Source organism: Arthrobacter sp. StoSoilB20, assembly GCF_019977295.1.
In the GTDB taxonomy this organism is placed as follows: domain Bacteria; phylum Actinomycetota; class Actinomycetes; order Actinomycetales; family Micrococcaceae; genus Arthrobacter; species Arthrobacter nicotinovorans_A.
Genome location: NZ_AP024651.1, coordinates 790985 through 816474, shown reverse-complemented (window position 1 = coordinate 816474; position 25490 = coordinate 790985). Strand labels below are relative to the sequence as shown.

General features: G+C 63.4%; 24 protein-coding genes. 17 read left to right on the top strand and 7 right to left on the bottom strand.

What is annotated here, in order from left to right; all coding sequences use genetic code 11:
- Positions 1-51: 51 nt before the first annotated feature.
- Complete coding sequence (locus LDN85_RS03865) at positions 52-1239, top strand: glycoside hydrolase family 76 protein (RefSeq protein ID WP_223944640.1); 1188 nt, start codon at positions 52-54, stop codon at positions 1237-1239.
- On the opposite strand, the gene LDN85_RS03860 is transcribed toward LDN85_RS03865, so the two are convergent.
- Positions 1236-1829 (bottom strand): YdeI/OmpD-associated family protein, encoded by a 594-nt coding sequence (locus LDN85_RS03860; protein WP_223944639.1) that lies wholly within the window; start codon positions 1827-1829, stop codon positions 1236-1238. The two genes, LDN85_RS03865 and LDN85_RS03860, sit on opposite strands and share 4 nt — an antisense overlap.
- Positions 1830-1914: 85 nt before the next feature.
- Here LDN85_RS03860 and LDN85_RS03855 point away from each other — a divergent pair, with 85 nt between their 5' ends.
- From LDN85_RS03855 to LDN85_RS03830, 6 genes are all read left to right on the top strand, one after another.
- Positions 1915-2631, top strand: a complete 717-nt coding sequence (locus LDN85_RS03855; protein WP_223944638.1) for a hypothetical protein — start codon at positions 1915-1917, stop codon at positions 2629-2631.
- Between the two features lie 132 nt (positions 2632-2763).
- Entirely contained in the window at positions 2764-3303 is a 540-nt protein-coding gene (locus LDN85_RS03850; protein WP_026541888.1) for an NUDIX hydrolase family protein, read from the top strand.
- A gap of 73 nt (positions 3304-3376) precedes the next feature.
- Positions 3377-4501, top strand: coding sequence for a DUF6707 family protein (locus LDN85_RS03845; protein WP_026541887.1), 1125 nt, complete (start codon positions 3377-3379; stop codon positions 4499-4501).
- A gap of 72 nt (positions 4502-4573) precedes the next feature.
- The gene (locus LDN85_RS03840; RefSeq protein ID WP_026541886.1) at positions 4574-5284 is read left to right on the top strand and encodes an SRPBCC domain-containing protein; all 711 of its coding nucleotides are present in this window, start codon (positions 4574-4576) and stop codon (positions 5282-5284) included.
- A gap of 167 nt (positions 5285-5451) precedes the next feature.
- On the top strand, positions 5452-6723 hold the full coding sequence (gene tgt, locus LDN85_RS03835; RefSeq protein ID WP_202900180.1) for a tRNA guanosine(34) transglycosylase Tgt: 1272 nt from the start codon (positions 5452-5454) through the stop codon (positions 6721-6723).
- A gap of 167 nt (positions 6724-6890) precedes the next feature.
- A complete protein-coding gene (locus LDN85_RS03830; protein ID WP_026541884.1) occupies positions 6891-7820 on the top strand; it encodes a type IV toxin-antitoxin system AbiEi family antitoxin domain-containing protein in 930 nt (309 codons plus the stop codon).
- Positions 7821-7988: 168 nt separating this feature from the next.
- Here LDN85_RS03830 and LDN85_RS03825 read toward each other — a convergent pair whose 3' ends face one another.
- The gene (locus LDN85_RS03825; RefSeq protein WP_026541883.1) at positions 7989-8699 is read right to left on the bottom strand and encodes a queuosine precursor transporter; all 711 of its coding nucleotides are present in this window, start codon (positions 8697-8699) and stop codon (positions 7989-7991) included.
- Between the two features lie 409 nt (positions 8700-9108).
- Here LDN85_RS03825 and LDN85_RS03820 point away from each other — a divergent pair, with 409 nt between their 5' ends.
- The 8 genes from LDN85_RS03820 (at position 9109) to LDN85_RS03785 (ending at position 17712) form a co-directional block, all read left to right on the top strand.
- Positions 9109-9771, top strand: coding sequence for a TetR family transcriptional regulator (locus tag LDN85_RS03820; RefSeq protein ID WP_026541882.1), 663 nt, complete (start codon positions 9109-9111; stop codon positions 9769-9771).
- Positions 9768-10682, top strand: a complete 915-nt coding sequence (locus tag LDN85_RS03815) for a TIGR01777 family oxidoreductase (protein WP_026541881.1) — start codon at positions 9768-9770, stop codon at positions 10680-10682. The genes LDN85_RS03820 and LDN85_RS03815 overlap by 4 nt, the downstream gene beginning before the upstream one ends.
- A gap of 238 nt (positions 10683-10920) precedes the next feature.
- Entirely contained in the window at positions 10921-11376 is a 456-nt protein-coding gene (locus LDN85_RS03810; RefSeq protein ID WP_026541880.1) for a hypothetical protein, read from the top strand.
- Positions 11377-12190: 814 nt separating this feature from the next.
- Positions 12191-13585: an MFS transporter gene (locus tag LDN85_RS03805; RefSeq protein WP_091553055.1), complete on the top strand. Its 1395-nt coding sequence runs from the start codon at positions 12191-12193 to the stop codon at positions 13583-13585.
- Positions 13586-13738: 153 nt separating this feature from the next.
- The gene (locus tag LDN85_RS03800; RefSeq protein WP_223944637.1) at positions 13739-14401 is read left to right on the top strand and encodes a response regulator transcription factor; all 663 of its coding nucleotides are present in this window, start codon (positions 13739-13741) and stop codon (positions 14399-14401) included.
- Positions 14398-15813 (top strand): HAMP domain-containing sensor histidine kinase, encoded by a 1416-nt coding sequence (locus LDN85_RS03795; protein ID WP_223944636.1) that lies wholly within the window; start codon positions 14398-14400, stop codon positions 15811-15813. The genes LDN85_RS03800 and LDN85_RS03795 overlap by 4 nt, the downstream gene beginning before the upstream one ends.
- Positions 15806-16801, top strand: a complete 996-nt coding sequence (locus tag LDN85_RS03790; protein WP_223944635.1) for a TAXI family TRAP transporter solute-binding subunit — start codon at positions 15806-15808, stop codon at positions 16799-16801. The genes LDN85_RS03795 and LDN85_RS03790 overlap by 8 nt, the downstream gene beginning before the upstream one ends.
- 65 nt (positions 16802-16866) lie before the next feature.
- Entirely contained in the window at positions 16867-17712 is an 846-nt protein-coding gene (locus LDN85_RS03785) for a hydroxymethylpyrimidine/phosphomethylpyrimidine kinase (RefSeq protein WP_223944634.1), read from the top strand.
- 65 nt (positions 17713-17777) lie between these two features.
- Here the strand turns inward: LDN85_RS03785 and LDN85_RS03780 are convergent, their stop codons facing one another.
- Complete coding sequence (locus LDN85_RS03780; RefSeq protein ID WP_026541874.1) at positions 17778-18707, bottom strand: cytochrome b/b6 domain-containing protein; 930 nt, start codon at positions 18705-18707, stop codon at positions 17778-17780.
- Between the two features lie 300 nt (positions 18708-19007).
- On the opposite strand from LDN85_RS03780, the gene LDN85_RS03775 reads away from it, so the two are divergent.
- Positions 19008-19622, top strand: coding sequence for a TetR/AcrR family transcriptional regulator (locus LDN85_RS03775; protein WP_223944633.1), 615 nt, complete (start codon positions 19008-19010; stop codon positions 19620-19622).
- Between the two features lie 24 nt (positions 19623-19646).
- On the opposite strand, the gene LDN85_RS03770 is transcribed toward LDN85_RS03775, so the two are convergent.
- Together LDN85_RS03770 and LDN85_RS03765 are read right to left on the bottom strand one after the other, a co-directional pair.
- Positions 19647-19850 (bottom strand): DUF1272 domain-containing protein, encoded by a 204-nt coding sequence (locus LDN85_RS03770; protein WP_263422078.1) that lies wholly within the window; start codon positions 19848-19850, stop codon positions 19647-19649.
- A gap of 157 nt (positions 19851-20007) precedes the next feature.
- Complete coding sequence (locus LDN85_RS03765) at positions 20008-20676, bottom strand: FCD domain-containing protein (protein WP_026541871.1); 669 nt, start codon at positions 20674-20676, stop codon at positions 20008-20010.
- 185 nt (positions 20677-20861) lie between these two features.
- Between LDN85_RS03765 and LDN85_RS03760 the strand changes: the two genes are divergently transcribed.
- On the top strand, positions 20862-22643 hold the full coding sequence (locus tag LDN85_RS03760; protein WP_223944632.1) for a 2-isopropylmalate synthase: 1782 nt from the start codon (positions 20862-20864) through the stop codon (positions 22641-22643).
- A 47-nt stretch (positions 22644-22690) separates the two neighbouring features.
- Here LDN85_RS03760 and LDN85_RS03755 read toward each other — a convergent pair whose 3' ends face one another.
- Both LDN85_RS03755 and LDN85_RS03750 read right to left on the bottom strand, forming a co-directional pair.
- Positions 22691-23506, bottom strand: a complete 816-nt coding sequence (locus LDN85_RS03755; protein ID WP_223944631.1) for an NAD(P)-dependent oxidoreductase — start codon at positions 23504-23506, stop codon at positions 22691-22693.
- Positions 23507-23957: 451 nt separating this feature from the next.
- The gene (locus LDN85_RS03750) at positions 23958-25472 is read right to left on the bottom strand and encodes an XRE family transcriptional regulator (protein WP_091552961.1); all 1515 of its coding nucleotides are present in this window, start codon (positions 25470-25472) and stop codon (positions 23958-23960) included.
- Between the last annotated feature and the right edge of the window lie 18 nt (positions 25473-25490).

Sequence of the window (25490 nt, the reverse complement as noted above, 5' to 3'; positions counted from 1 at the left end):
ATGCATGTTAACTGGAATTGGGAGCCAGCGCACCCTCGATAGGCTGGGGCCATGCCAGCCGACGCTTATCCTGCCGACCAGCCGTTGCCCTCCACAGACCCGGGCGAGTGGGCATCGCGCGCCAACCAAGCCGCCCGTTCAGTCACGCGGACCTTCGGCCGGCGCCTATGTTTCCTCCCCGGAACGCACATCGGGGCGGTCACCCTCCCCACGAAACCCCTCCGCCAAATCGCCGGTCCTTGGCATTACTGGTGGCAGGCACACTATGTTGATTGTCTGGTGGACGCCGGCCGCCGCGAGCTGGCTGCGGCAACAAAGTTCGACGGCGCCTCCCGCCCCAGCGCGGGCCGGCTGGCTTCGCGACTGGTCACCACCATCCGGCTGCGGAACCTGTTGAGGTTCGAGAACCACTTTTACGACGACATGGCCTGGCTGGCGCTCTCGACGTTGCGGTTGGAGAAGCTGGCCGAGGAAACCAGGAACCCGGGCCGTCGACGCAATGCGTACGTCCGCAAGAGGCTGACGTTGCAGTTCGATTCCGCCTCTACGGACGACCTCGGCGGAGGAACATTCTGGAGCACCGCACGGGACTTCAAGAACACCCCGGCTACAGCTCCCGTGGCGCTCTACTTTGCGCGGACCGGCCGCAGCGAACGGGCCCAGTCGCTGGTGAACTGGCTCAACAGCAGGCTCTTGAACCCCCAACGTGGGGTCTACATGGATGGCCTCCGGATCCGCCGGGGTGAAACCGTCCTCGAGGACGCCGTGTACACCTACAACCAGGGCCCGGTTCTTGGTGCCTTGCTGGAACTCGGTGGCCGGGAGAACCTGGAGCGCGCCGCCCAGCTGGTGCAGGCAGTGTCCCGCGAGCTGACAGTTCCCGGCACGCGCGTCATCCGTGGAGACGGGACCGGCGACGGTGGACTGTTCACCGGCATCCTGGTCCGCTATCTGGCAGTTGCAGCGCGGGATCAGCGATTGCCCGCAACGGCCCGGGACACTGCCCGGGGGCTGGTGCACGCAACGGCCGCCGGTTTCTGGTCGGGCCGCCGCGAAGCTCCTGAATTGCGCGGCACCAAAGACCGCGACGGAGAACCGGCGGTTCTTTTCTCTCCCGACCCCCTGCGACCGGCGGCCGAAACGTATCCGCCGGGTGCCGCCGTCGAACTTTCCACCCAGCTTCAGGCGTGGATGACGTTCGAAGCAGCAGCTACCCTCACGCCGGCAAGCCCGGGCTAGGCCGGACGTTGCTTCTGGGGGTACGGCGTTTCGTGCCTGGCCAGCATCTCCACGAACCCTGCGATCTTGCGGGCCCGGGTTTCTGCCCGCTTCACGCCGTTGGTGCGGTGGATCAGGGCGAAGCGGTTCTGGGAGGTCAGGACGTCGAACATCGCCTGGGCTTCGGGCACGGCGGCGATGGCTGCGGCGAGGTCCTCCGGAACAACGGCGTCGGCAGGTCCGGCGTAGGCAGCTTCCCAGCGGCCATCGGCCTTGGCAGCGGCGACGGCGGCGCGTCCGGCGTCGGTCATCTTGCCCTCGGATTCCAGCCGGGCAATGTGCCCCACGTTCCGGGCCGACCAGATGCTTTTGCGGCCCCGCGGGGTCATCCGCTGCATGTAGCTTTGGTCGTCGCGGCTTTTCGACTGGCCATCGATCCAGCCGAAGCACAGGGCCTCATCCAGGGCGGCGTCGTAATCCAATTCGGTGATGCTGCCCCCCTTCTTGTGCAGGATCAGCCACACGCCCGGGCTCTCGGCGGCGTGCACTGAAAGCCATTCACGCCACGCGGCGCCGTCTTTGACAAGGAGTTCCGGGAGCTCAAGGGGCATGGGTCCATTCTGCTGTGAAAGAGCCCGCCCCTGACAAGGCCACGCGGCATAGGCTGGGAACTGACCGCCCACTCCAGGAGGACCCATGCTGCGATCCCGACCCACCCACTACACGTCCCGGCCCGGGCCCTGGGCCGAGCTCCTCCAAGCGCTGGGTTTGGTCAAGACTGTGGACGACGCCGGGTGGTGGGAGTTCGACGCCGGTTCGGGTCGCCTCGCGGTGGGGGCCGTGGAGCACGGACACCCATTGGATGGCTCCACGATCTTCGGGGTGGAGGTGGGGAACCTGGAGGAGTTCGCGCGCCGCACCGAGGAAGCCGGCACCCAGGCAGAGGTCCAGGAAACCCCGGACGGGCCCACGGTGCAGATCTCTGCCGAGGACGGATTCGGGTTCTTCGCCTTCCCCGCCAGCCGTGCAGTAGATGGCACGTGGGCAACCTCCGCCGACGCCAACTCCGCCCTGACGGTGGTAGCCACCTGGGTCAGCCCCCTGGTTGGCCTGGCAGCGAACGACCTGCGGAACATCGGAGCCCGGCCCCGTTCGGAGGACGATGAATCAGCCACCTTCACTACCAAGAACGGCGGGATCCTGAGGATCATCCACGGCGCAGCCAGCACCCATGGCGACCTCGCTTTTGAGTACGACGGCGGCCTGGAACCGCTGCTGCGCCGGCTCAGCGAAGCGAACATCGAGGCCAGGATCAGCGACGACGTCCTGTACGTCGCCAACCCGGATGCCTCAGGTGGCGCTGCGCCGGCGTCGATTGTGATCGAACCACTCCGGCAGGCACCGGCGGCGTAGAATCCTTGCGCGCATAGCATCCAGGGAACCGCCCGCGTCCATTCCGGCCCTCCAATACCGCCGAGAGCGTAACCCCGCAGCTACGGCGACGCCTCCAAGGAAGTTCGGCGGGGGATGGGGTAGAACTTAACCATGAGCGTACGTACACCCGACCCGTATCCAGGCTGGCTTTCAGATGAAGACCTCTTCGAAGCCCGCGGCCGACTCCCCATGGTCTACGTGGAGGCTGTTCCGGTCAGGTTGGATCCGCTCGGTTATGTGAACGAGGTTGGCACGCTTCTCCAGGGCGACGCCGACGGAAACATGGTCCGCTACCTCGTCTCCGGCCGCGTCCTCTACCGCGAGACCATCCGTGCCGCCCTCCTGCGCCACATGGAAAAGGACCTCGGCCCCCTCGCATTTCCGCAGTTGCCCATCAGCCCCGTTCCCTTCACGGTGGCCGAGTACTTCCCGGCCCCGTCGCAGACAGGCTTCACCGATGACCGCCAGCACGCTGTTTCGCTTGCCTACATCATCCCCGTAACCGGCGAATGCGAGCCGCGCCAGGACGCCCTGGAACTGACCTGGATGACGCCGCAGGAAGTGTTGGGCGAGAACGTCCAGCAGGAATTCGACGGCGGCCGCGGGAACCTCGTGCGCCAGGCGTTGGCTTTCTCGGGCATCGTTCTCTAGCGGGTCCCGGCCCCCGCGCCGGCTGGTCTTTGTAGACTGGACGGCGGACCCCAAGAGAACCAAAGGACTTCCGATGACTCACAGCCCAGCCACACAGCAGTACAGAGAGAAGCAGGCTGGGGACCTGCGGCCCGGAGATTTTCTCTACCCGCCAGGGGACGGGCCAGCCGCTGAAATCGCCGGCATCGAGGTGCAGGACGACGACTACGGCGTTGCCGCAATGCTGTTGGTGACAATGGTCGACGGCGGCACGGTGCGGATCGCTGTTGGGTCCAGTGTGCCCGTGGGTGACGGAGCAGGGGTTGGCCCTGCACTGGACCCGGACGGCTCCGACGCCGCAGGCTCGAGCACCGCAGGCTCAAGCACCGCAGGCTCAAGCACCGCAGGCTCAAGCACCGCCGACGCAAGCACCGTCGACTCGAGCACCGCCGACTCCGACGTCGCCGGCTCCAACACCGCCGACGCAAGCACCCCGGACTCCAGCACCTCCGCAGGGCGCGACGAAGACACCCAGGCCGGACCCGCCGTCGTCGTGCCTCCACGCCCGGAAACGCCACCGTCGTACACCGGACCCAGCCCCGAAGAACTTGCCCTGATCCCTGAACCGGAGGGCACTCCGGAGGCCGTGGTGAGTGCCGCGGCCGCCAACCACAAGGGCAAAAACGGTGTGCAGGTCCTCGCTGACCGCCTGACGAAGGGCATCAACACCAAGTCCGGAAGCTGCCTCCGGGACCTCAGCAACCTGGCGTTCGACCTCTGCATCGTGCTGCGGGACCCGGACCATGCGCTGGCCGTTGCCGATCTGCTGAACGTCCTTCCTTTCGACGGCAACCTGGACCGATGGGCATCAATTGAACGTGCTCTGGCGCTGTCCAGTTTCATCTGCCGCGAAGCGGGCCAAAGCGATCGTGCAGCCGTTTACGAGAAACTGCTGCGGGCCCCCGAATCCCAGGAGGAAGATCCCTTCAAGGCCAGGATCAACGCCCGGGTCAGGCAGCGCTCACTGAACGAACCCAATCTCTATGACAAAGAAATCTTCCGCGCGATCGATAACGGCAACCACGAAGCCGAGCGTGAATGGCGGTTCCTCAGGCTCGAAGCACTCATGTTCCTCCGCGCGCACGGTGGATCCAAGACCATCGGTGAGGAAGAGTTGGCCCGTCGGATCGGCAACGAACTCGAATCGGTCCGCGCCTGACTTCCCCTGCCCGGTTTATCCAGGAAGATCAAGGCCTGTTTTGTGGACACGAACGGCGGTAGATTCGGGGCCATGACGAACAATCTGAGCGTTGTAATTAATGCCGACGCGCAGCAGGTTTGGACAATGCTGCGCGAACCGTCGCTGGTGGCTCAATGGCACGGCTGGGAAGCTGATGACCTCACCGACGAAATCAAACAGATCTACTTCAACACCGATGTCGTGGAAGGGCCGGATCACACCAGCCTGACCGTCAACGGCGGGGATGTCTTCGAACTCCACCCCGTTTCCGGCGGCACGGAAGTGAAGATCACCAGGGCCGCCCTGGACCACGATTCCGAATGGGCTGAGTGGGACGAAGACATCACCCAGGGGTGGCTCACGTTCCTGCATCAGCTCCGCTTTGCCTTGGAACGGCATCCCCACGGGCAGCGCCGGACCCACTTCATCTCCGTTCCAGGCAAAGGCGGGCCGGCCATTGAAAAACTCGGCATGGGCGATTTGCCGCCCGTTGGGGAGGAGTACTCGCTCACGCTTGCCACCGGAGAGAAGATATCCGGCAAGGTTTGGTTCAAGAGCCGGCACCAGGTGGGCCTCACCGTCCACAGCTACGCGGAGCACGGCGACGGACTCTTGATCGTCGCGGAGCAGTTGCCGATTCCGGAAAAGAGGCCCGACGGCGGATCCATGGTGATTGCCTCCACGTACGGTTTGGGGGCGCACACCTTGGCTGACATCCGGTCATCGTGGGACAACTGGAAGGCCGCGAACTCCGGGGCTTAGGGCTTTTTCGACAGGCTGCTCCCGGTAAAGCTGGCACACTTGATACCGTGCCAGCTTCCGTTCCTGCCTCCGCTTCTGCTTCTGCATCTTCCACGACCCCGGCCTTGCCTGACTTGGCTGGCTCGCCTGGCTCGCCTGGCTTGGCTGGCTTGGCGGGACCGTCTGGCTTGCCTGGCTTGGCTGCCCGGCAATCGGAGTTCTCGTTCTCGGTGGGCAAGCGCCTGACGGAAACGTGTTCGCCGTCGGACGCCCAAGTGGACGCCAACGGCGGCGCTTTCCTTGGCCGCACCGGCACCATCACCACCCCGCACGGGACCATCAAGACGCCCGCCTTCATTGCCGTCGGGACCAAAGCGACCGTCAAAGCCGTGCTCCCGGAGTCCATTGCCGAACTCGGTGCACAGGCTGTCCTTGCCAACGCCTACCACCTCTACTTGCAGCCGGGACCTGAAATCCTCGACGCCGCCGGCGGACTCGGTGCGTTCATGAACTGGTCGGGCCCCACCTTCACCGACTCCGGTGGATTCCAGGTCATGAGCCTTGGCTCCGGGTTCAAAAAAGTGATTGACATGAAGAACGTGGATTCTTCCGGGCCCGACGACGCAGTGGCGCCCGGCAAGGAACGGCTCGCCCACATCGACGACGACGGCGTCTGGTTCAAATCCCACCTGAACGGGGACAGGCACCGTTTCTCCCCCGAGATTTCCATGCAGGTCCAGCACCAGATCGGAGCGGACATCATGTTCGCCTTCGATGAGCTCACCACGCTGCAGAACTCGCGGGCGTACCAGGAGGAATCCCTCGAGCGCACGCGGCTCTGGGCCTTGCGCTGCCTGGAAGAGCACGCTGCGTTGACGTCATCCCGTGCGGGCAAGCCATACCAGGCTTTGTTCGGCGTGATCCAGGGCGCCCAGTACGAGGACCTGCGGCGCAAGGCCTGCCAGGATCTGGGGGCCATGCCGTTTGACGGGTACGGGATCGGCGGGGCGTTGGAGAAGGAAAACCTTGGCACGATTGTGCGCTGGTGCAACGAGGAACTGCCCGAAAACAAGCCGCGCCACCTGCTGGGTATCTCCGAACCGGATGACATCTTCACGGCCATCGAGAACGGCGCCGACACCTTTGACTGTGTCTCCCCCACACGGGTGGCGCGGAACTCTGCGTTCTACACGCCGTTTGGCCGGTTCAACTTGTCCGGGGCCAAGTACAAGACCGATTTCGGCCCCCTGCAGGACGGCTGCGACTGCTACACCTGCCTGAACTATTCGCGGGCCTACATCCACCACCTGTTCAAGGCCAAGGAAATGCTCTCGGCAACCCTGATCTCCATCCACAACGAGCGCTTCGTGGTGAAGATGGTGGACGACGCCCGCTTGGCCATCGAATCCGGGGATTTCTTCGAGTTCAAGGCCGAGACCTTGGGGCGGTACTACTCCTAGCACGTCCAGGCGCGCCGAGATCGCCGGAGGTGAACGGGATCGCCGGGCCTGTCCGGCTATCCCGCACAGGCCCGGCGTCCCCGGTAAAGGTCCGGCGATCTCGCGCGTTGTCCACATAACGACGGCGGGGGCTACTTTCGGCTGTGCGCGTGACCGAGGCTGGGTAGATGAGTCAGAAACAAGCTACCGCCCTCCCACAGCTGGGAACGCTCTGGCGCACCCAGCAGCTCAATGAACTGGGACTCAGTTCACGCGCAATCGGCGCACTGGTGCGGCAAGGTGACCTCCTCCGTGTGCGGCAAGGGTGCTATATACGTCGCGCGGCGTGGGACAAGCAGCCGGACGACGTCCGGGGAAAGCAACTGATCCACGCGCATGCACACGGAACGTTAACCACGTCCAACGGTGGCTACGTCTACAGCCACACGTCCGCGGCCAGGCTGCACGGGCTGTTTCTTTGGAACGTGGATCAAACCATCCACGTCGCGCTTCCGTCCAACCCATCCAGCGAGCGACTCGGCAAGGATGTTCGCGGACACAAGCTGCGATTGACTCCCTCGCAGATCACCACAGTGGAGTACCTAAAGGTCACCGATCTGGAACGAACCACCGTGGACTGTGCCAGGACCCTGAACTATAGGCAAGCGTTGATCATCATGGACCACGCACTGCGGCTCGGAGCGGACAAGCATCTCATGCACGCCCACGCGAATTCCTTGTCCGGACGCCGAGGAGTCCGAACCCTGCAGAGGTGCTTGGCTAATGCTGACCCCCTGTCCGAATCCCCTGGGGAGACTTTGACCCGCGAACTGCTTGCCCGCCTCAAATTGCCCATGCCCGCGGCTCAGGTGGAGGTGCAAAGCAGGATTGGCCGCCACCGGATGGACTTCGCATGGAAAAAGGAAAAGGTTGCCCTTGAGTTCGACGGTGAGGTCAAGTATTTCAGGTACGAACGCACGGACCGCGTGATCTTTGAGGAACGACGCCGGGAAAAGGCACTTGTTGAGGACGGATGGTCCTTCATCCGCGTCGAATGGCGCGACCTTTTTCAGGAGCAGGAGTTCAAAGCGCGGGTTCTGAAGGCCCTCCGTAGGTGACAGGAGCCGGGCGTCCTTCGAGAGTCCTGCGTCTCACTGGTTTTCGAGAACGCCGGACTGCGCGAACACGCGGGAGCCGCGCGAGGTCGCCGGGCTTTTCCGGCGATCTCGTACAGCTCCCGCGTCCTGGGCGTCTTCCGGTGAACTCAGCGCCGGGCCAGCCCAAGCCTAGGCTGCCGCTGCCCCGTAGCTCGGCTCGCGCTTCTTGATCCAGCCGACCACCAGCACGGTAACGGGTACGAACAGGAACTCCACGGCCGTCTTGTAGACGAAACCAGCCAGGGCGTAATTCAGGAATGAGCCGAAGTCCGTGATGCCGATGACCGACGCCGCGATGCTGCAGAAGATCAGGGTGTCCACCAATTCGCCCACCACGGAGGAGCCCATGAGTCGTGCCCACAGGCTCTTTTCACCGGTGCGGGCCTTCATCCTCACCAGGATCCAGGAGTTGATGGTCTGTCCGGCAAGGAAGGCCAGCAGCGAGGCGAGAACGATCTGCGGTACGGGTCCAAGCGCACCTTCGATGGCGGCCTGCTTGCTTGTGCCGTACTCGTCGCTGAAGCCGGGGAGCACAATGATGATCCAGTAGCAGAGGGAGGCAAACACCGAGAGTGCGAACGAGGTAATGATGGCCTTGCGCGCAACTTTGAAGCCATAAACCTCGCTCATCACATCGCCCAGGATGTACGCGATCGGGAACAGGAAGAACCCGCCATCGGTGATGATCGGTCCGAGAACCACCCCTTTGGAAGCGCCGATGTTGGACAGGATCAGCACCACGGCCATGATGGCCAGCATGATGCCGAAATACGGGGAGCCGATCGAAGCGAAGCGCGGCGCGGGCTTGCTCAAAGTACTGGAGCCTGAGGGCGAGGGCATGGGTCATCCATTTCTTAGTGGTTCGCGCAGGCTCCTTTCCGAAAGGGCGCCCCGCTGTATTAGCACTGTGGTTGGTGGGGCATCCGGCCCGGCACCGGTTCCATTCTCCCACTCCTTCAGCCAGCGCTCACTCACATCCCCCGGGCATCCCCACCAACCCTCACTCACCTCCCCCGGGCATCCCCCCCAACGCTCACTCACATCCCCCGGGCATCCCCACCAACCCTCATCCACCTCCCCCGGGCTTCCCCACCAACCCTCATCCACCTCCCCCGGGCTTCCCCACCAACCCTCATCCACCTCCCCCGGGCATCCCCCCAACGCTCACTCACATCACCTTTTGAACACGTTCAGAAATGTGGCATACTCAAACTTGAACACGTTCAAAAACTTCCTGAGGAGCGACTCCATGGCAGCAAAGAGTGAGCAAACCCGCCAACTGGTAGCCGACGTCGCGCTGAAGATGTTCCGTGAGATCGGCTTCGAAAAGACCACCATGCGTGCCATCGCGCAGGAGGCCGGGGTGTCCGTGGGGAACGCCTATTACTACTTCGGCTCGAAAGATGAGCTCGTCCAGGAGCTCTACCTCCAGGTACAGGATGAGCACGCAGTCGTTGCAGCACAGGCACTGGAAGGCGTTCACGACCTCGGGGGCCGCCTGAAAGCAGTGCTGCACACCGGCATCGACGTCATGGCGCCCTACCACCAGTTCGGTGCCGATTTCATCGCGACGGCGATCCGGCCGACGTCGCCCGTCAACCCGTTCGGCGAGGCTTCCACCGCCGCCCGCGAGGCCTCGCTCGCGATCTTCCGGTCCGCCGTCGAAGGTTCCTCGCCCGCCGTCGCGAAGAAGCTGCGAGGGGATCTGCCCGAATTGTTGTGGCTGGCGTACATGGGCGTCGCACTGTTCTGGGTCTACGACCGCTCCCAAGGGCAGCGCCGCACGCGAAAGCTGATCGATGGCGCGGCTCCCCTTCTGGCTCGGGGCTTGTCCCTGGCGAAAATCCCCGGAGTCAGCAAAGTCTTCGACGACGTTCTGGGGCTCGTGCGCAGCGTCAAGGAAGACTCGTGATGCCGCGGACTGTGGTGATCGCCGGTGCTAGCGGGTTCATTGGCAGCTACTTCACGCGGCGGTTTATTGCTGACGGTTGGCATGTCAGGACGGTTGGGCGGGACGCCTCGGCTGACGCACAATGGGACGACGACGGCGCTATCGCCAAGGTGCTGAACGGCGTCGAACTGCTGGTGAACCTCGCCGGACGATCCGTGAATTGCCGTTACGACGAGCGGCACCGGAGGGAGATTCTGGACTCCCGGGTTTTGACGACACGTGCGTTGGGCCGGGCGGTTGCTGCGTGTGCCGAACCTCCCCGGACATGGATCAACTCGAGTACGGGCACAATCTACCGGCATGCTGAAGACCAGCCGCAGTCTGAGGCTTCGGGCGAGTTGGGTACTGGGTTCTCCGTCGACGTGGCCCGCGCATGGGAGGACGAGTTGGCGGCGGCCGGTGTTCCCCGTACAAGGAAAGTGCCGCTTCGAATTGCCATTGTGTTGGGAGCCGGGGGCGTCATGGAACCCCTCCACAACCTTGCGCGGTTGGGTCTGGGTGGGCATATGGGGCCCGGCACGCAGAAGTTCAGCTGGATCCATGTGGAGGACTTGTACCGCGTGGTGCTGTTCGTTCACGATCACGCCGAGCTGTCCGGTCCTGTGAACGCGGCGACGCCTTACCCCGTGGACAACCGCGAATTGATGTCGCTGGTCCGGAGGAGTTTGGGCGTACCTTTTGGAATTCCGACGCCCGCCTGGCTGCTCGAGGCCGGAGCCGTCCTCATCCGGACCCAGACCGAGCTGGTGCTGAAGAGCCGCTGGGTGGAGCCTCGGAAGTTGCTCGACGCCGGCTTCGCGTTTGAATACCCAACCCTGGCCGGTGCCCTCAACCAGATCGGGCATCGGCAGCCGAGACCCTCTCGCAGATGACCACCCCTCCAGCCCAAACCCTCTCGCACATGATTACCCCTCCAGCCCCAACCCTCTCGCACATCCTCGGGGACTGCCGATCTCCATCGCGCTCGCAGCCGGTACCGACCGCCTGGCATCTGGAAGCTCGTCCACATCAACGGACAACCATCGGTCTGCTAATCGAGCCTTTAGCCAAACCGTCTCTCATATGATCGGCGCCTCAGCCGATCCCCTCTCCCCTCACTTGGAGGTACTTATGAACCAGGAACCATGGACCGACGAGGACGAGTACGGGCTTGCGAGGCCACACACCGCGGCCGGGTGGCGGTACGCGTCCAGGGACCGGGTAGTACTCGGCGGCAAGGGGCTGGCCACGGGAATCGCCATAGCGCACGTCACCTTTTGCGTATTTTGGGGAATCCAAGCACCGGGATGGGCCATTATTTTCTTCGTTTACAGCCTGCTCCCGGCCTGGGCAATCGGCGCGGCGGTAGGGGCCCTTCTCGGCGTGGTCCTGCGTCCTGTCCGGAATCAGTGGGTTCACGTTTCCGTGTTTTTCGGCGGAGCCTTGCTCATGTGCGTCCCTTTTGGGGGACTTTCATCGACTGGTGCGATTCTCTTCTCGTCGTCAATTGCTCTGGCAGCCGGTGTTGGCCGCCTCGCCGCGTGGAAGCTCGTGCGCATCAACGAAGCGTCCACGCTTATCGTGTAGTTCGCCTTTGACTCATCGAAACCTGTGGATCCCCAGCGCGGGGACCTGAGAGAGCGACGCACCCCAACCAAGGGGATGCGAAAGAGCGACGCACCCAAACCAAGGGGATGCGAAAGAGCGACGCACCCCAACACCGGGGGATGCGAAAGAGCGACGCACCCCAACACCGGGGGATGTGAAGGAGCGACGCACCCAAACCAAGGGGATGTGAAAGAGCGACGCACCCAAACCAAGGGGATGTGAAAGAGCGACGCACCCAAACCAAGGGGATGTGAAGGAGCGACGCACCCAAACCGGGGGGATGTGAGAGAGCGATCGATCCCAACACCGGGGATGTGAGCGAGCGTCGGCAAAGCGACCACGGGGCGGCGGTGACGACAGGCCGCTGGCCGACCACCGCCGTCGAGCCTTCCAGACGCAAGCCCGGTCCAGACACAACACCCCGTCCAGACGCAAGCCCGGTCCAGGCGCAAGCCCGGTCCAGACGCAAGCCCGGTCCAGACGCAAGCCCGGTCCAGACGCAAGCCCGGTCCGGACGCAAGGCCGGTCAGACGCAAGTCCAGCTCTAACGCCGACTCCGAAACCGCCCCCACCCCAGCCGAAAACCTAAGGAAGTGTTAGGAAATCCCTTCCAGGCTAGGGCTGTGCCGTGCATCACCCATAGTTTGGAACATGTCCTCTTTCACCTTGGAGGACCTTTCTTAGTCGACGAAGAGCCATGCGCAAGGACGCCATGAGCACCCGCTTCATGGACAGAACGAACTCATGCAAGACACGGCCGCGGCAAAACGCTGCCGTCCAGGAAGGTTCATTGATGAGCACCCAACAAGCTGCGCCCCTGAGCGAAGCCGCCCAGACACGCAAGGCCGTGAGCAACATCCTCAAGGGCTCCGCGGGCAACCTCGTGGAGTGGTTCGACCTTTACGTCTATACCGTTTTCGCGGCGTATTTCCAGTCGCACTTCTTCAACTCCTCGGACGATCTCCAGGCCGGGCTTGAGGCGATGGCTGTCTTTTCGACGTCGTTCCTCATGCGTCCGATCGGAAGCTGGTTCTTCGGCCGTTACGCCGATCGGAAGGGCCGCAAAGCTGCACTGACGCTGAGTGTGACCATGATGTCGGCGGGCTCGTTCGCCATCGCCGTCTTGCCGACGCAGGACGTGATCGGCTTGTGGGCCTTGATCCTGCTGGTGTTCATCCGCTGTGTGCAGGGCTTCTCCGTGGGCGGCGAGTACGGCACGAGTGCCACTTACATGTCCGAGGCCGCGACGGCCAAGCGGCGTGGTTTCTTCTCCAGTTTCCAGTACGTCACGTTGATCGGCGGGCAAATGCTTGCCCTCTTGGTGCTGGTGATCCTGCAGAACACCATGAGCAAGGAAGACCTCACTGCATGGGGTTGGCGGATTCCGTTCGCCATTGGCGGCGTCGCTGCGCTGGTTGTTCTTTGGCTGCGCCGCTCCATGGAAGAGACGCTCTCCGCAGATCAGCTCCGTGCTGCACACGTCAAGGTTGAGGGCGAGGCACAGCCAGGCACCTTGAAGCTGCTGTTCACCAAGCACTGGAAGCCGCTGCTCATCTGCATCGGCATCACTTTGGGCGGCACGGTGGCGTTCTACACGTACACCAACTTCATCCTGAAGTTCATGAACGATACTTCCGGCATCGCCAAGACCGACACTTCCGTCATCAACTTCTGGGCGCTGTTCATCTTCATGCTGCTGCAGCCTGTGTACGGCATGCTCTCTGACAAGATCGGCCGGAAGCCGCTCCTGGTCTGGTTTGGTGTGACAGGGGTGCTGTTCACTTGGCCGCTGCTCTCCACGCTGGCCGGCACCAAGGATCCCTTCATCGCTTTCCTGCTGATGATGGGTGGGCTCCTGATGGTTGGTGGTTACACGTCCATCAATGCGTTGGTGAAGGCTGAACTGTTCCCGGCATCCATCCGTGCGCTTGGCGTGGGGCTCGGCTACGCCATTGCCAACTCGCTGTTCGGCGGCACGGTCCCGCTGATCGGCGCAGCTCTGCAGAAGTCGGGCCAGGTGGACATGTTCTTCACGTATGTCACGGCGGCCATTTTCATCTCGCTGCTGGTGTACATCTTCGCGCTGAAGAACAAGAAGGCCACGCACTTGGATACTGAGCAGGGCCATGCCTGGGTTGCGAAGGGCGCAGCGGACGACGGCGGCGCGAAGGATCGCGTCGACGCCTGACCTGGGTGCGTTGCGAGGCCCGTTCTGCACACTTTGGCTACTCCGAAGGGCGCAGGGCGGGCCTCACAACGTTAAGCTCTAGTAGCGAACCCCGCATGAACCACCCATAGCGACCCCCGCACCGACACCATCAAGCCAAAGGAACCCAGGACAGTGCACGTGCTCATCGTCGAGGATGACGACGCCATGGCGTCGGCCTTGAGCGCAGCCGTAGCCTCGGCCGGGCACAAACACACACGGGTGTCCCGGGGAGAGGACGCACTCCTGGCGCACCGGCAGCACGAGGTGATCCTGCTGGACCTTGGCCTCCCGGACCTTGATGGTTTGGATGTGCTGCGCAAACTCCGCCAGGTCACCCAGATCCCCATCCTGATCCTGACCGCGCGCGACGACGAACGCAGCGTGGTGCTGGGCCTGCGGTCCGGGGCTGATGACTATCTGGTCAAACCCGTGAAGCTGGTGGAATTGCTCGCCCGAATCGAGGCAGTGACGCGTCGCACCAACCGCTTGGGGCCCGAAGCTCCACACACCATAGTTCTCGGGGAACTGGAAGTGGACCTCGACCGCCGCGTCGCATCAGTCAGCAACAAAGAGCTCGCCCTCACAGCAACCGAATTCGACCTCCTCAGCCTCTTGGTCAGGAACGCAGGGTCAGTGGTGACCCGTGAGCAAATCCTGGACGCACTGTGGGGTGACGCATTCCTGGCGCATTCCAGATCCTTGGACGTACACCTCACAGGATTGAGGTCCAAGCTCCAACTTCCCGGCTTCATCATCAACGTCCGGGGCGTCGGCTACCGGGTTGAACAGCCGTGAAAGTCCGGGTCCTTGGCATCCTGAGCCTGCTGGTAGTGATCATTGTGGCAACGGTGTCCAGCGTGATCCTCACATCTGCCGGCCGCGAGCTCACCCAGGAGCTGCAAATCAACCGGGTGGCCGCCCTCAACCGCTTCGCCCAGCTCGCCAGCGACGCCGCCGAGGACAACAACACCACCCAACTCCAGCGGGAAATGGACCGGTACTCCGAGCTTTATGGTGAAGGACTCCTGATCCGCCTCCAGGAGAAAACCCTCCGGTCAGGGGACCTCAGCGAGGACCAACCCGAGGTCAGGGACGCGCTCAACCGGGCGAGCCTGAACCTCAGTGACACCACCCTGAATCCGGTCCGCGCCTTCGGCACCGGCAACGATTTCATCTCCAGGTCGTTCGGAACAGCCAGCCAGGTACTCGGCGAGGTGGTTCTTGAAGTCAACCTCGATGCCGCCCGGCAGAAACTACGGGAGCGTTGGCTCGTCGTCGTGCTTGCTGCCGTGGCGCTGGGGGCGCTGCTCCTGCTGGCCGCCGCGCGTATCACGGCCTGGGTTTTGCGCCCGGTCCACCGGCTGGGCAAGGCAGTCCATGAGCTCGAAGCCACCGGCAAAACCAGTCAGCTGCCCGAGGCCGGCCCGCCCGAGCTTCGCGAGCTGAGCCGGTCCTTCACGGCCATGGCCGCGACCGTCACCCAGAGCATGGAGTCCCAGCGCCGGCTCATTGCCGATACTTCACATCAGCTCCGGAACCCGGTGGGTGCACTCCGGCTCCGGGTCGACCTGCTGCAGCTCGCCCTGCGGTCTGCGCCGGAGAAGGAAGCGGCGGCCGGCGTCGTGGCCGAACTTGAGCGGGTGGAGGAAATGCTCGACGGCGTGCTGAAGCTGGCTACCGCCGAACACCGCGCCTCTGAAGGATCTGCCCGTGAGTCGCCTGAATCCGAGCATAAACGCCTGTCCGTCATCGATCCCTACCCGGTCCTGCAGGGTGAAGTGGAGAGGGCTGCGCCGGCTGCCCGCCGCGCCGGTTCGGAGCTCACCCTGGAAGGCCCTGCGCCCGAAAGCCAGATCGTCTGCGATCCCGACGAGCTCGCACACATGGTCGGGGAACTCCTCGCCAACGCCATCAAGTACGCCCCCGGGGCCCGCATCAGCGTGGCGACCCGGCCGGCGCAAGGAGGCACCGCCGTCGAGATTTCCGACGACGGTCCCGGCCTCCCAGCCGATCAACTGGTTGCCTCCACCACCAGGTTCTGGCGGGCTCCGCAGCACAGCAAAATTCCAGGCAACGGCCTGGGCATGACCATCGTGGAAAGGTTGGCCGAAGCCAACGGGGCGCGGCTGGTCCTGGAAACCCGAAGTCCCCACGGCTTGATGGCCCGTCTGGAATTCGCGCGGCCGGGGGACGGTTCGCATGCCTGATCCAGCTGCAGTATCGAGGCGGAACGCCCTCAAAACCGCCGTCACTCTGGGGCTCGGTGGCGCCCTGCTCGCAGCAACAGCCGGCTGCACCACAGAGGACCGGCCACAGGAAATCACGGTCGCCGGTGGCGAATCGGGCGGCTTTTATCTGGAATTTGCCACCCTCCTGGCCCACCTGCTGCAGCGGGAAGGGGTGGCTGAAAGGGCCGTGGCGCAAACCACCGGCGGAAGTTTGGAGAACATCCAAAGGGTCCTCTCCGGGGAGGCCACGTTGGCGATCGCGCTCGCGGACGCCGCCGCGCAGGACACAGCCCGCGCTCAAACCTCCCCCGCCGGCACTGACGCCGGGCAGCTCGTGGCGCTGGGAAAGGTGTATCAGAACTATGTCCACTGCATCGTCCGGGAGGACAGCGGGATCCGTACTTTTGCCGACCTCGCCGGGAAGACTGCCGCCGTCGGCGAAGTGGGCTCGGGAACCACACTGACGGCCGGGCGAATCATCGCCGCGGCCGGACTGTCCGACCCGGGCCGCGCCATGCAGCAGGTCAACCTCGGTTTGAACCATGCCCTGGCGTCGCTGAAGGACCGTTCCATCGATGTGATGATCCAGTCCGGGGGTGTTCCCACTGCTCCCATAGCCGCCGCGGCGCAGGATTTTGGCGTGCGGCTCCTGGACCTTTCCGAGCTCATTCCCGCGACTCGGGGCAATTCGGGGTTCTTCTACGACCGTGTCCTCATCCCCGCCGGCAGCTACGGAACCGCTCCCGCTGTGTGGACCGTCGGGGTGGCCAACCTGCTCCTGTGCCGCAAGGACCTGGCCGATCATGTTGTCCGGCAGACCGTTGAACTCCTGGTGGAGCAAGCACAGGACCTGGTTCCGAAATCCAGCACGGGCGTTCAGTTCCTTAGCCCGGAAACCTTGATTAACACCGCCGGCGTGCCCTTGCATCCGGCAGCGCAGGCCGCGTACCGGGCGCTGCACGGTTAGCGGACCGGGCGCTGCACGGTTAGCGGACCAGCCCGAAATCGGCATGGGGCCGCGCGAATGGCAAAATGGAGGACATGACTTCAGCCGTTGCCCCTGCCATTGCCTTGACCATCGCCGGCTCCGAAGCGACCGGTGGCGCCGGCGCGCAGGCCGACCTCAAAACCTTCCAGGAACTCGGAGTGTTCGGCATCGCGAACCTCACCTGCATTGTTTCCTTCAACCCGAACGACAACTGGAACCACCGCTTTGTGCCGGTAGACCAGCAAGTTATCGCAGACCAATTGGAAGCCACGACGGCGGCCTATGGTGCCGCTTCGGGCGCACCGTCAGTGCTGGATACAGTGAAGATCGGCATGCTCGGAAGCCCGGCAACCATCAGCACCGTGGAGAAGGCCCTCGCCGCCGGCTCGTTTGCCAACGTGGTCCTGGACCCCGTCCTGATCTGCAAGGGCCAGGAACCCGGCCACGCACTGGACACGGACCAGGCGTTGAAGGCGCAGATACTGCCGCTGGCTACGTTCGTTACCCCGAACCACTTCGAGGCCGAGTCGCTTTCGGGCCTGACCATTGCTGACGAAGAATCCCTGAAAGCCGCCGCCATCCGCATCCACGAGATCAGCGGCGCAGCAGTCCTGGCCAAAGGCGGGGTGCGGCTGGAAGGCCCCGACGCCGTCGACGTTTACTACGACGGCGAAACGCTGGAAGTCCTGCGCGCTCCGAAAGTGGGCGAAGTTGCCGTGTCCGGCGCTGGTTGCTCGTTGGCCGCTGCTGTGACGGCGGAGCTGGCCAAGGGTGCCACTCCTCTGGAAGCTGCGCGCACTGCGAAGGCTTTCGTGACGGCCGGCATCAAAAACCGCGTGTCCTCGGGCGCTCCGTTCGATGCCCTGTGGCAGGGCGGCGCAATGTCCTAGCTGTTCGAACTCAAACGAAAACAGCCGCCCCGGAGTGATTCCGGGGCGGCTGTTTTGTGTCCTTGTCAGCGCGAAACCTTGCCCATGAGCGAGGCGATCGGGCGCAGGAACAGGGGCCGGGCCAGGAACCACGCAGCCGCCGTAAAGACGATGGATGCCGCGAAGATGCCGAAGCCCCACCAGCTGTAGTCGTTGTTGGAGGCGTACATGTGGTTCAGGTTGTTCAGCGCGCCGGTAGCCAGCACCAGCGTTACGTGGACAATCACGAACGCCACGAAGTAGATCATCACCGGGAAGTGGACCTTGCGGGCAAGTTCGATCGGGTAGAACTTGTTGATCGCCGCCTTCTTGGGCCAGGCGCCGGACATCCGGATGCCCGTGATGATGGCCAGCGGGGCGGCGATAAAGACCGTGATGAAGTATGTCAGGAGCTGGAGGCTGTTGTAGTTGTTCCAGCCGTTTTCGACCGGCCAGTTCAGCGAGGCATATTGCAGGCCCGCAGAGACAGCGTTGGGGAAGACGTCCCAGCTGGTGGGAACGATCCTCAACCATTGGCCCGTGGCGAAGAGCAGCACTATGAAGATGATGCCGTTGAGCACCCACAGTGCATCCAGGGTCAGGTGGAACCAGAGGTCCAGGCTGATCTTTGTGGGCGGGTTTTTGGTCTTGATGAGTCCCTTGTTGTTCCGGGTCCAGTTGGCCGCCGGACGGGTGGTGGTGCGCACCTGCCAGCCGGACCGGATGATCAGGACGATGAAGAACATGTTAAGGAAGTGCTGCCAGCCAAGCCATGCCGGGAATCCGGTGGGAGTGCCTTCCGGAACGGCAGAGTGCCCGGGGTAGTCAGTGAGGAACTGTTGCACGGGCTGGAGGGTCCTGAGCCATTGCGCAACGAGCACCAGGATCAGTGCCACCACCAAAGCTCCTGCGGTGACGGCGACGGGTTTGAACCACCTGTTCGACGTGATCCCGGACGACTTGCTTGAAACGGACATCAGGCCGCGTTCCTCTCTGGCTTGTTTGGCTGCGACCAGTTGGCGCTATACAGCGATTCAACCAGTTGAAGCCCGACGGCGAAAACGGCACCCGGGTTTCGGGGCGTCAGACGTCAAAAATCGCAGCATTCGGATACATGCCGCAATACGTATTTCTAGAACAGACTTCCAGAATTATTTCCCGTACTGCACGAGTCAGTCAAGACCATGTGTTGGCTATGTGGATTCTTTCAGGAGTAGGATTCCAAAAAATAGCCGGTCGACACTCCGGTGTCTGTTCTACCGCCGAGAGGAGCCCGCGTGGTTCGCAAAACATCCGAAGCCGCCACCACTACAGGCTCCTGGCAGTGGACCCGGACCGCCGCCACCCAACGCAATCTGCTGGATGCGGCCGCCGCCGTGTTCGTTGAGCACGGCTTTACGGATGCGAGCATCTCGGACATCGTGGCCCGCGCAGGTTCCAGCGTTGGCAGCCTCTATCACCATTTTGGCGGGAAGACCGAACTCTTCCTTGCCCTGTGGGATGACTACCAGAACGAGCACGAAAGGCTTGTTGCGGCAGCCGTAGCCAAGGCACGCAAAGGCGGCGAGGACGATCCCCTGGCGCTGTTCAACGTGGGCAGCCGCAGCTACTTCGAGTACACCTGGAAGCACAGAGACCTGGAACGTGTATTCATCGAGGGCGACACTCCCCCCGGCTTTGAAGTCCTCCGACGCGAACGCGGGCGTGAATGGGTGCGCCAGAATTCCGTGCTCCTCGGGACCCGGGACGACACACTGGGGCGTTTGACGGTCGCTGTGATCACCGACATCGTGACCGTGTCCGGGCAGGAGGTTGCGTTGAGCGCCACCAAGCGTGCGGCCGATGAGGTTGTGGATGCTGCGGCGGTGCTGGTGGCCCGGCTGGTCCACTGAGGCCCACTCCCGTTTGTTGCCGCGTCAGCGGTTCGCGGGCGGGATGTCTTTCAATCGTTCCGCAAAGTCCTTGATTTCACTGATGCTGAAAGAAAGGCCACGGCGCACGTCAGATGCCGGTTGCCTCTCCAGCGACAAGCCTTCACGCCACATGCGTGCCGGCCGAATCGGCCGGGGCGTGAACCCGCCACCGCAGTTCGGGCAAACATTCAGCAGCAGGTCATCCACGCAGTCAGCGCAAAACGTGCACTCGTAGGTGCAGATCCGTGCATCCAGCTACGCCGGCGGCAAATCCCGATCGCATGATTCGCAATTGGGTCGAAGTTCAAGGGCCATGTGCCAAGACTGCTGCACGCGCACAGGATGGGCAAACTACGGGCAAGAACTAGGGCAGTTTTGCCTTGAGCGCGAGCAAATGCTCTCGCGTGAGCGTGGCTGCCGCTGCCGCATCCCTGCCGGTAATCGCATCGAGGATGCGCATGTGGGTGAGTTGATCGGCGTCGCTGCCGTGTTCGCCGCGGCGCCGGAGCAGTTCGATCATCGCTTGCCTGCTGCGCGGGGTGAAGGTGTCGAACAATTCGGTGAGGATCGGATTATGTGCAGCAAGGATGATGCTGCGGTGAAGGACCGTGTCCGCGTCGACGTGTTCCTCCACGCCCGAGCGGTTCAGATCCCGCTCCCCCGCCGCCCGCCTCATGGCCCGGAGGTCGGCAGGGGTGCGCCTTTCCGCGGCCAGCGCCGACGCTTCAACCTCGATCGCGATTCGCGCCTCGATCACCGCGGCGATGTCCGCGCGTCGAAGGACCTGGTCCCAATCGTCGGGCTCGTCGAGCGCCGTGACGAAGACACCGGCACCTTGGCGGGAGGCGAGCACGCCGCGGCCGGCCAGGTGCCGTATGGCTTCGCGGATTGTGGACCGGCCTACGCCGAGCTGCGGAGCGAGCGTCGTCTCTCCTGGCAGCTTTTGACCGAGTGCCCATTCGCCGCCGCGGATACGTTCCAGAAGTGCTTCAGCGGCCTGTTCGGCAAGCGGTTCGCGGCGCAGTTGTGTCATGGGACCATCATCCCTTATCCCCAAACTTATCTACTTGTCTGAGGAGTTGTGCTAGCGTAAACCCATGCTTTACGGGCCTCTTCTTCTTCGCCGCCACGGCGGGGCATAGCCAGACCGGCTCCCCGACGTGGAGTCGAAACGCGCGCCGGTCTTCGGACTACAACAAATGAAGAAGGACCCACGTCATGACCACCAATGATTTCCCCCGCGTTTGCACCCCCGCCGGGCCAGTACCCGCCGTCGCGCCCTTTTGGAACCGCCAGCGAACCTCGCAAATGCCATCCCACCGCTATCGCGATGTCTATTCCCGCGTGGAGGTTCCGCTCACGGAACGGGACTGGCCTACCCGTCGCCTGGTTCAGGCGCCGTTGTGGGTACCCGTGGATTTGCGTGACGGCAACCAGGCCCTGGCCGAACCGATGGACCCGGAGCGCAAGCGCCGCTTCTTCGAGCTCATGGTGAAGATGGGCTACAAGGAGATCGAGGTCGGTTACCCGTCCGCGTCACAGACCGACTACGACTTCGTGCGCCTGATCGCTGAGACTGACATCGCGCCTGAGGATGTGACGATCGTCGTGTTCACCCCAGCCCGGCGCGATCTGATTGAGCGCACCGTCGCATCGATCCGCGGCATCCGCAACCAGGTAGTGATCCATATGTACACGGCCACCGCACCCGTCTGGCGCGATGTGGTCCTCGATAAGGACCGGGACGAGCTGCGGGAGCTGATCCTAAGCGGTGGGCGCGACGTGCTCGAATTCGCCGGGCACCTGCCGAACGTACGGTTTGAGTTCTCACCCGAGGTGTTCAACCTCACCGAACCCGACTACGTCATTGAGCTTTGCGACGCCATGACTGAGCTGTGGGAGGCGACCCCCGATCGTCCGGTGATCCTGAACTTGCCCGCCACCGTGGAGATCGCGACACCGAACGTCTATGCCGATCAGATCGAGTACATGCACAAGGGCCTCGCCCGCCGGGACGCTGTGATCCTCTCCGTACATCCGCACAACGACCGAGGCACCGGCATCGCCGGTGCCGAACTGGCTATACTTGCCGGCGCCCAACGGGTGGAGGGCTGCATCTTCGGCAACGGAGAGCGGACCGGCAACGTTGATATCGCCACGCTTGCCCTGAACCTGCATGCCCAAGGCATCGATCCGATGATCGATTTCTCCGACATCGACGAGATCCGCCGCACGGTCGAGTACAGCAACCGCCTCGAAATCCACCCACGCCACCCCTACGTGGGCGACTTGGTGCACACCGCGTTCAGCGGAACCCACCAGGACGCGATCAAGAAGGGCTTCGCCGAGCACCGTGCACGGGCGGCTGATGAGGGGCGTCCCGAAGGCGGGCTTGAATGGCGGGTGCCCTACCTGCCGATCGACCCGGCCGACATCGGCCGCAGCTATGACGCCGTCATTCGCGTCAACTCCCAATCCGGCAAAGGCGGCATCGCCTATCTGCTCGAAACGGACTATGGCATCGAACTGCCGCGCCGCTTGCAGATTGATTTCGCCCGACGCGTACAGGAGCACGCCGACAGCACCGGACTCGAAATCAACGCGGCAACGCTGCTGGAACTCTTCGAAGACAACTATCTGAACCTGGGCACCGACGTCATCGAATTGCTCGACCTCGGATCCCTAAGTGAAAACAACAAGACCACTACACGCGTCAGCGTCCTCATCGACGGCATCCAGCGGAGCGGCAGCTACGACACCATCGGCCCCGTGGAGGCGGTCACTCAGCTGCTCGGCGAACATGGAATCCCGATCGATGTCCTTTCGCTGCACCAAACCTCCCTCACTGCGGGCGCCGACAGCGAGGCCCTGACACTCATGGAGTACCGCGATGCTCAAGGCACACGCTGGGCGGCAGGCAAGGATCGCTCCATCCTGACGGCGAGCGTGAAGGCCGTGATATCGGCAGCTTCCAGCTCGGCCGCCGTCGCCGCCTCATGAAACAGAGGCAAAGGCACTGCCCGGTCCCCTACCCGGTTTCGCGCCGGCTACCGGCGCATCTTCCGGATCGAATAATCCTTGGTCGCGTAGTCCCCGCCCTGAGGCACGCCGGGATCGAAGTCCTCCCGCACTGCCCATTGGGCAGCATCGTCTTCGGGGAGGAACCCGACGTCGTATCCGGCCTTTAGGTCCCACCACCGGTCGGTGTTCGCGGACACTGCGTAGAAGACGGCTGCGCGTTCGGTTGTCGTCATTGCGGCGAGGAACGCCCGGACCGCGTCTGATGGGCTAAGCCAGGTCCGCTGCTCACGCGCGGATCCGGGCCGGACCTCGTAGCTGCCAATGCGCACCGCGATGGTGCTCATCCCGAATTTGTCCGCGTACAGTCGGCAGAGGGCTTCGCCGGCCACCTTCGACACTCCATAGAAGCCATCCGGCCGGGGCGGCATCCCAGGTGAGACGGCGACGCCGGCTGGATACATACCGGTCAGGCGGTTGCTGCTGGCGTAGACCACACGGGACACACCAGCTCGCCGGGCAGCCTCAAGAACATGGTAGGTACCGACGATGTTCACCTCTGCCAGGTCGTGGAAGTCCGCCTCATCCGGGATCCCGCCGAGGTGGATCACACCATCTGCGCCCGTGAACATTTCCTCCAACAAACCCAGGTCACTGAGATCCGCCGTCACGATTTCATCATGTGGGCCAGCCGGCAACACCGGGCGAATATCAGTGGATACCAAGTCAACCCGCATTTCGGAAAGGGCAGTGCGAAGGGCAGCGCCGATCGTTCCAGCAGCACCCGTGACTACCCAGCGACTCCCCGCAACATCAACCATGCTCCAACCGTACTGCGGCTTCATGCGCAGTACGGTTGGACATTCCGCGTGGAGGAGCGTCGCACTCTGCGGCCGAACCCGGGGGATGTGAGCGAGCGTCGCACTCGAGCGCGGGGGATGTGAGCGAGCGCGGGGGATGTGAGAGAGCGTTGCACTCGAGCGCGGGGGATGTGAGCGAGCGTTGCACTCGAGCGCGGGGGATGTGAGCGAGCGTTGCACTCAAACCCGGGGGACGTGATAGAGCGTTGCACTCAAACCCGGGGGACGTGATAGAGCGTTGCACTCAAACCCGGGGGATGTGAGAGAGCGTTGCACTCGAGCGCGGGGGATGTGAGCGAGCGTTGCACTCAAACCCGGGGGACGTGATAGAGCGTTGCACTCAAACCCGGGGGACGTGATAGAGCGTTGCACTCAAACCCGGGGGATGTGAGCGAGCGTCTCACTCGAGCGCGGGGGATGTGAGCGAGCGACGGAATCAGCGCTCGGAGTGGGCGGCCAGGAAGGAGTACACCTCGGTCTCGTCCACGCCGGGGAACGCGCCCGGAGGCATCGCGGCAAGCAGGTGCGAATGTGCGCGCGCGGAGGGCCAGGCGTTACCGGCCCATTCATTGGCCAAGGACTCCGGCGGACGCTTGCAGCAGTTCGGGTCCGGGCAGTTGGAGGTTGCCCGGGCCGTGGTTTCCCGGCCGCGGAACCATTTCACGTGCTGGTACGGCACTCCGATGCTCAACGAGAATTCCCCGGCAGCGGAGCGCTCCGTCCGCGCCGTGCACCAGTAAGTGCCCGATGGCGTGTCCGTGTACTGGCTGTAGGCGCTGAACTTGTCCGGCACGTCGAACACCGCGCGCGAGGTCCACGCTTTGCAGGATGGCTGCCCCTCAATCGCGCCGGTGTGGTCCTGGGGGAAGGTGACGCCGTCGTTCTCGTAGGCCTTGTAGATGATGCCGGACTGGTGGGTCTTCTGGAAATGCGTGGTGATGCCCAAGTGCTTGGTGGCGAGATTCGTGAAACGGTGCGCGGCAGTTTCGTAGGACACCGCAAAGGCATCCCTGATATCTTCCACGGCGATTTCCTTGGCGGCCTTGGCTTTCTGCAGGAACTCCACCGTGGCCTGCTCAGGCAGAAGCAGGGCCGCGGCGAAGTAATTGGTGGCCACCCGCTGCGCCAGGAAATCGCCGTAGTTCCGCGGCGTTTCATGCCCCAGGACGTAGTGACCCAGTGCCTGCAGGAGAACCGAGCGGGGATCGTGATCCTGGCGCTGGTTCTGCGTCAGATAAATTCTGCGGTTCTTCAAATCCGTCACGGACCGCGTGGAATGAGGTAGATCGCCCACATGATGAAGGGAAAAGCCGAGGTTCTCCGCGATGTCCGCAATGACGTGCTGGCTCAGTGGACCCGTGGTGTAACCCACCCCTTTGAGGACCTTCTGCGCCTCCGCCTCATACTCAGGGAAATAGTTACCGCGCTCGCGCATCATGGCACGCAACTCGCCGTTCGCGCGGCGGGCTTCTTCCGGCGTCGCGACTTGCTCATTAAGTTTGCGTTCGAGCTCCTGGAGCAGCCCCACCTGCGACTCGAGCACATCGAGCGGCAGCCGCGAGCTGATGCGGATTTTGGGGAGGTTGAGGGATTCGTACAGCGGCCCGCGCTGGTACCGTTCCAGCTCGATTTCCAGCGCGGCCCTGCGGCTCGGCGGCTCCGCTCCGAGCAGCTGATCGATGGTCACGTTCAGTGACGCAGCGAGCTGCTGAAGCAGCCCCAATTTTGGCTCGCGCTTACCGTTTTCAATCAGGCTCAGCTGGCTCGGCGCGGTCCCGACGGCGGCACTCAGGTCGTCCAGCGTCAGCCCGGCCTGCTTGCGAAGATGGCGCACGCGGCGGCCAAGGCTGATGACGTCCAGTTCAGGGGACGCAGCGGACAACGACGGCGATGCTACTTCGCGATTCCAGCTCACAGGCGACATTTCTTGAGAATACGCGAAGAAGTGCATTTCTTTCCATAGTTTTCC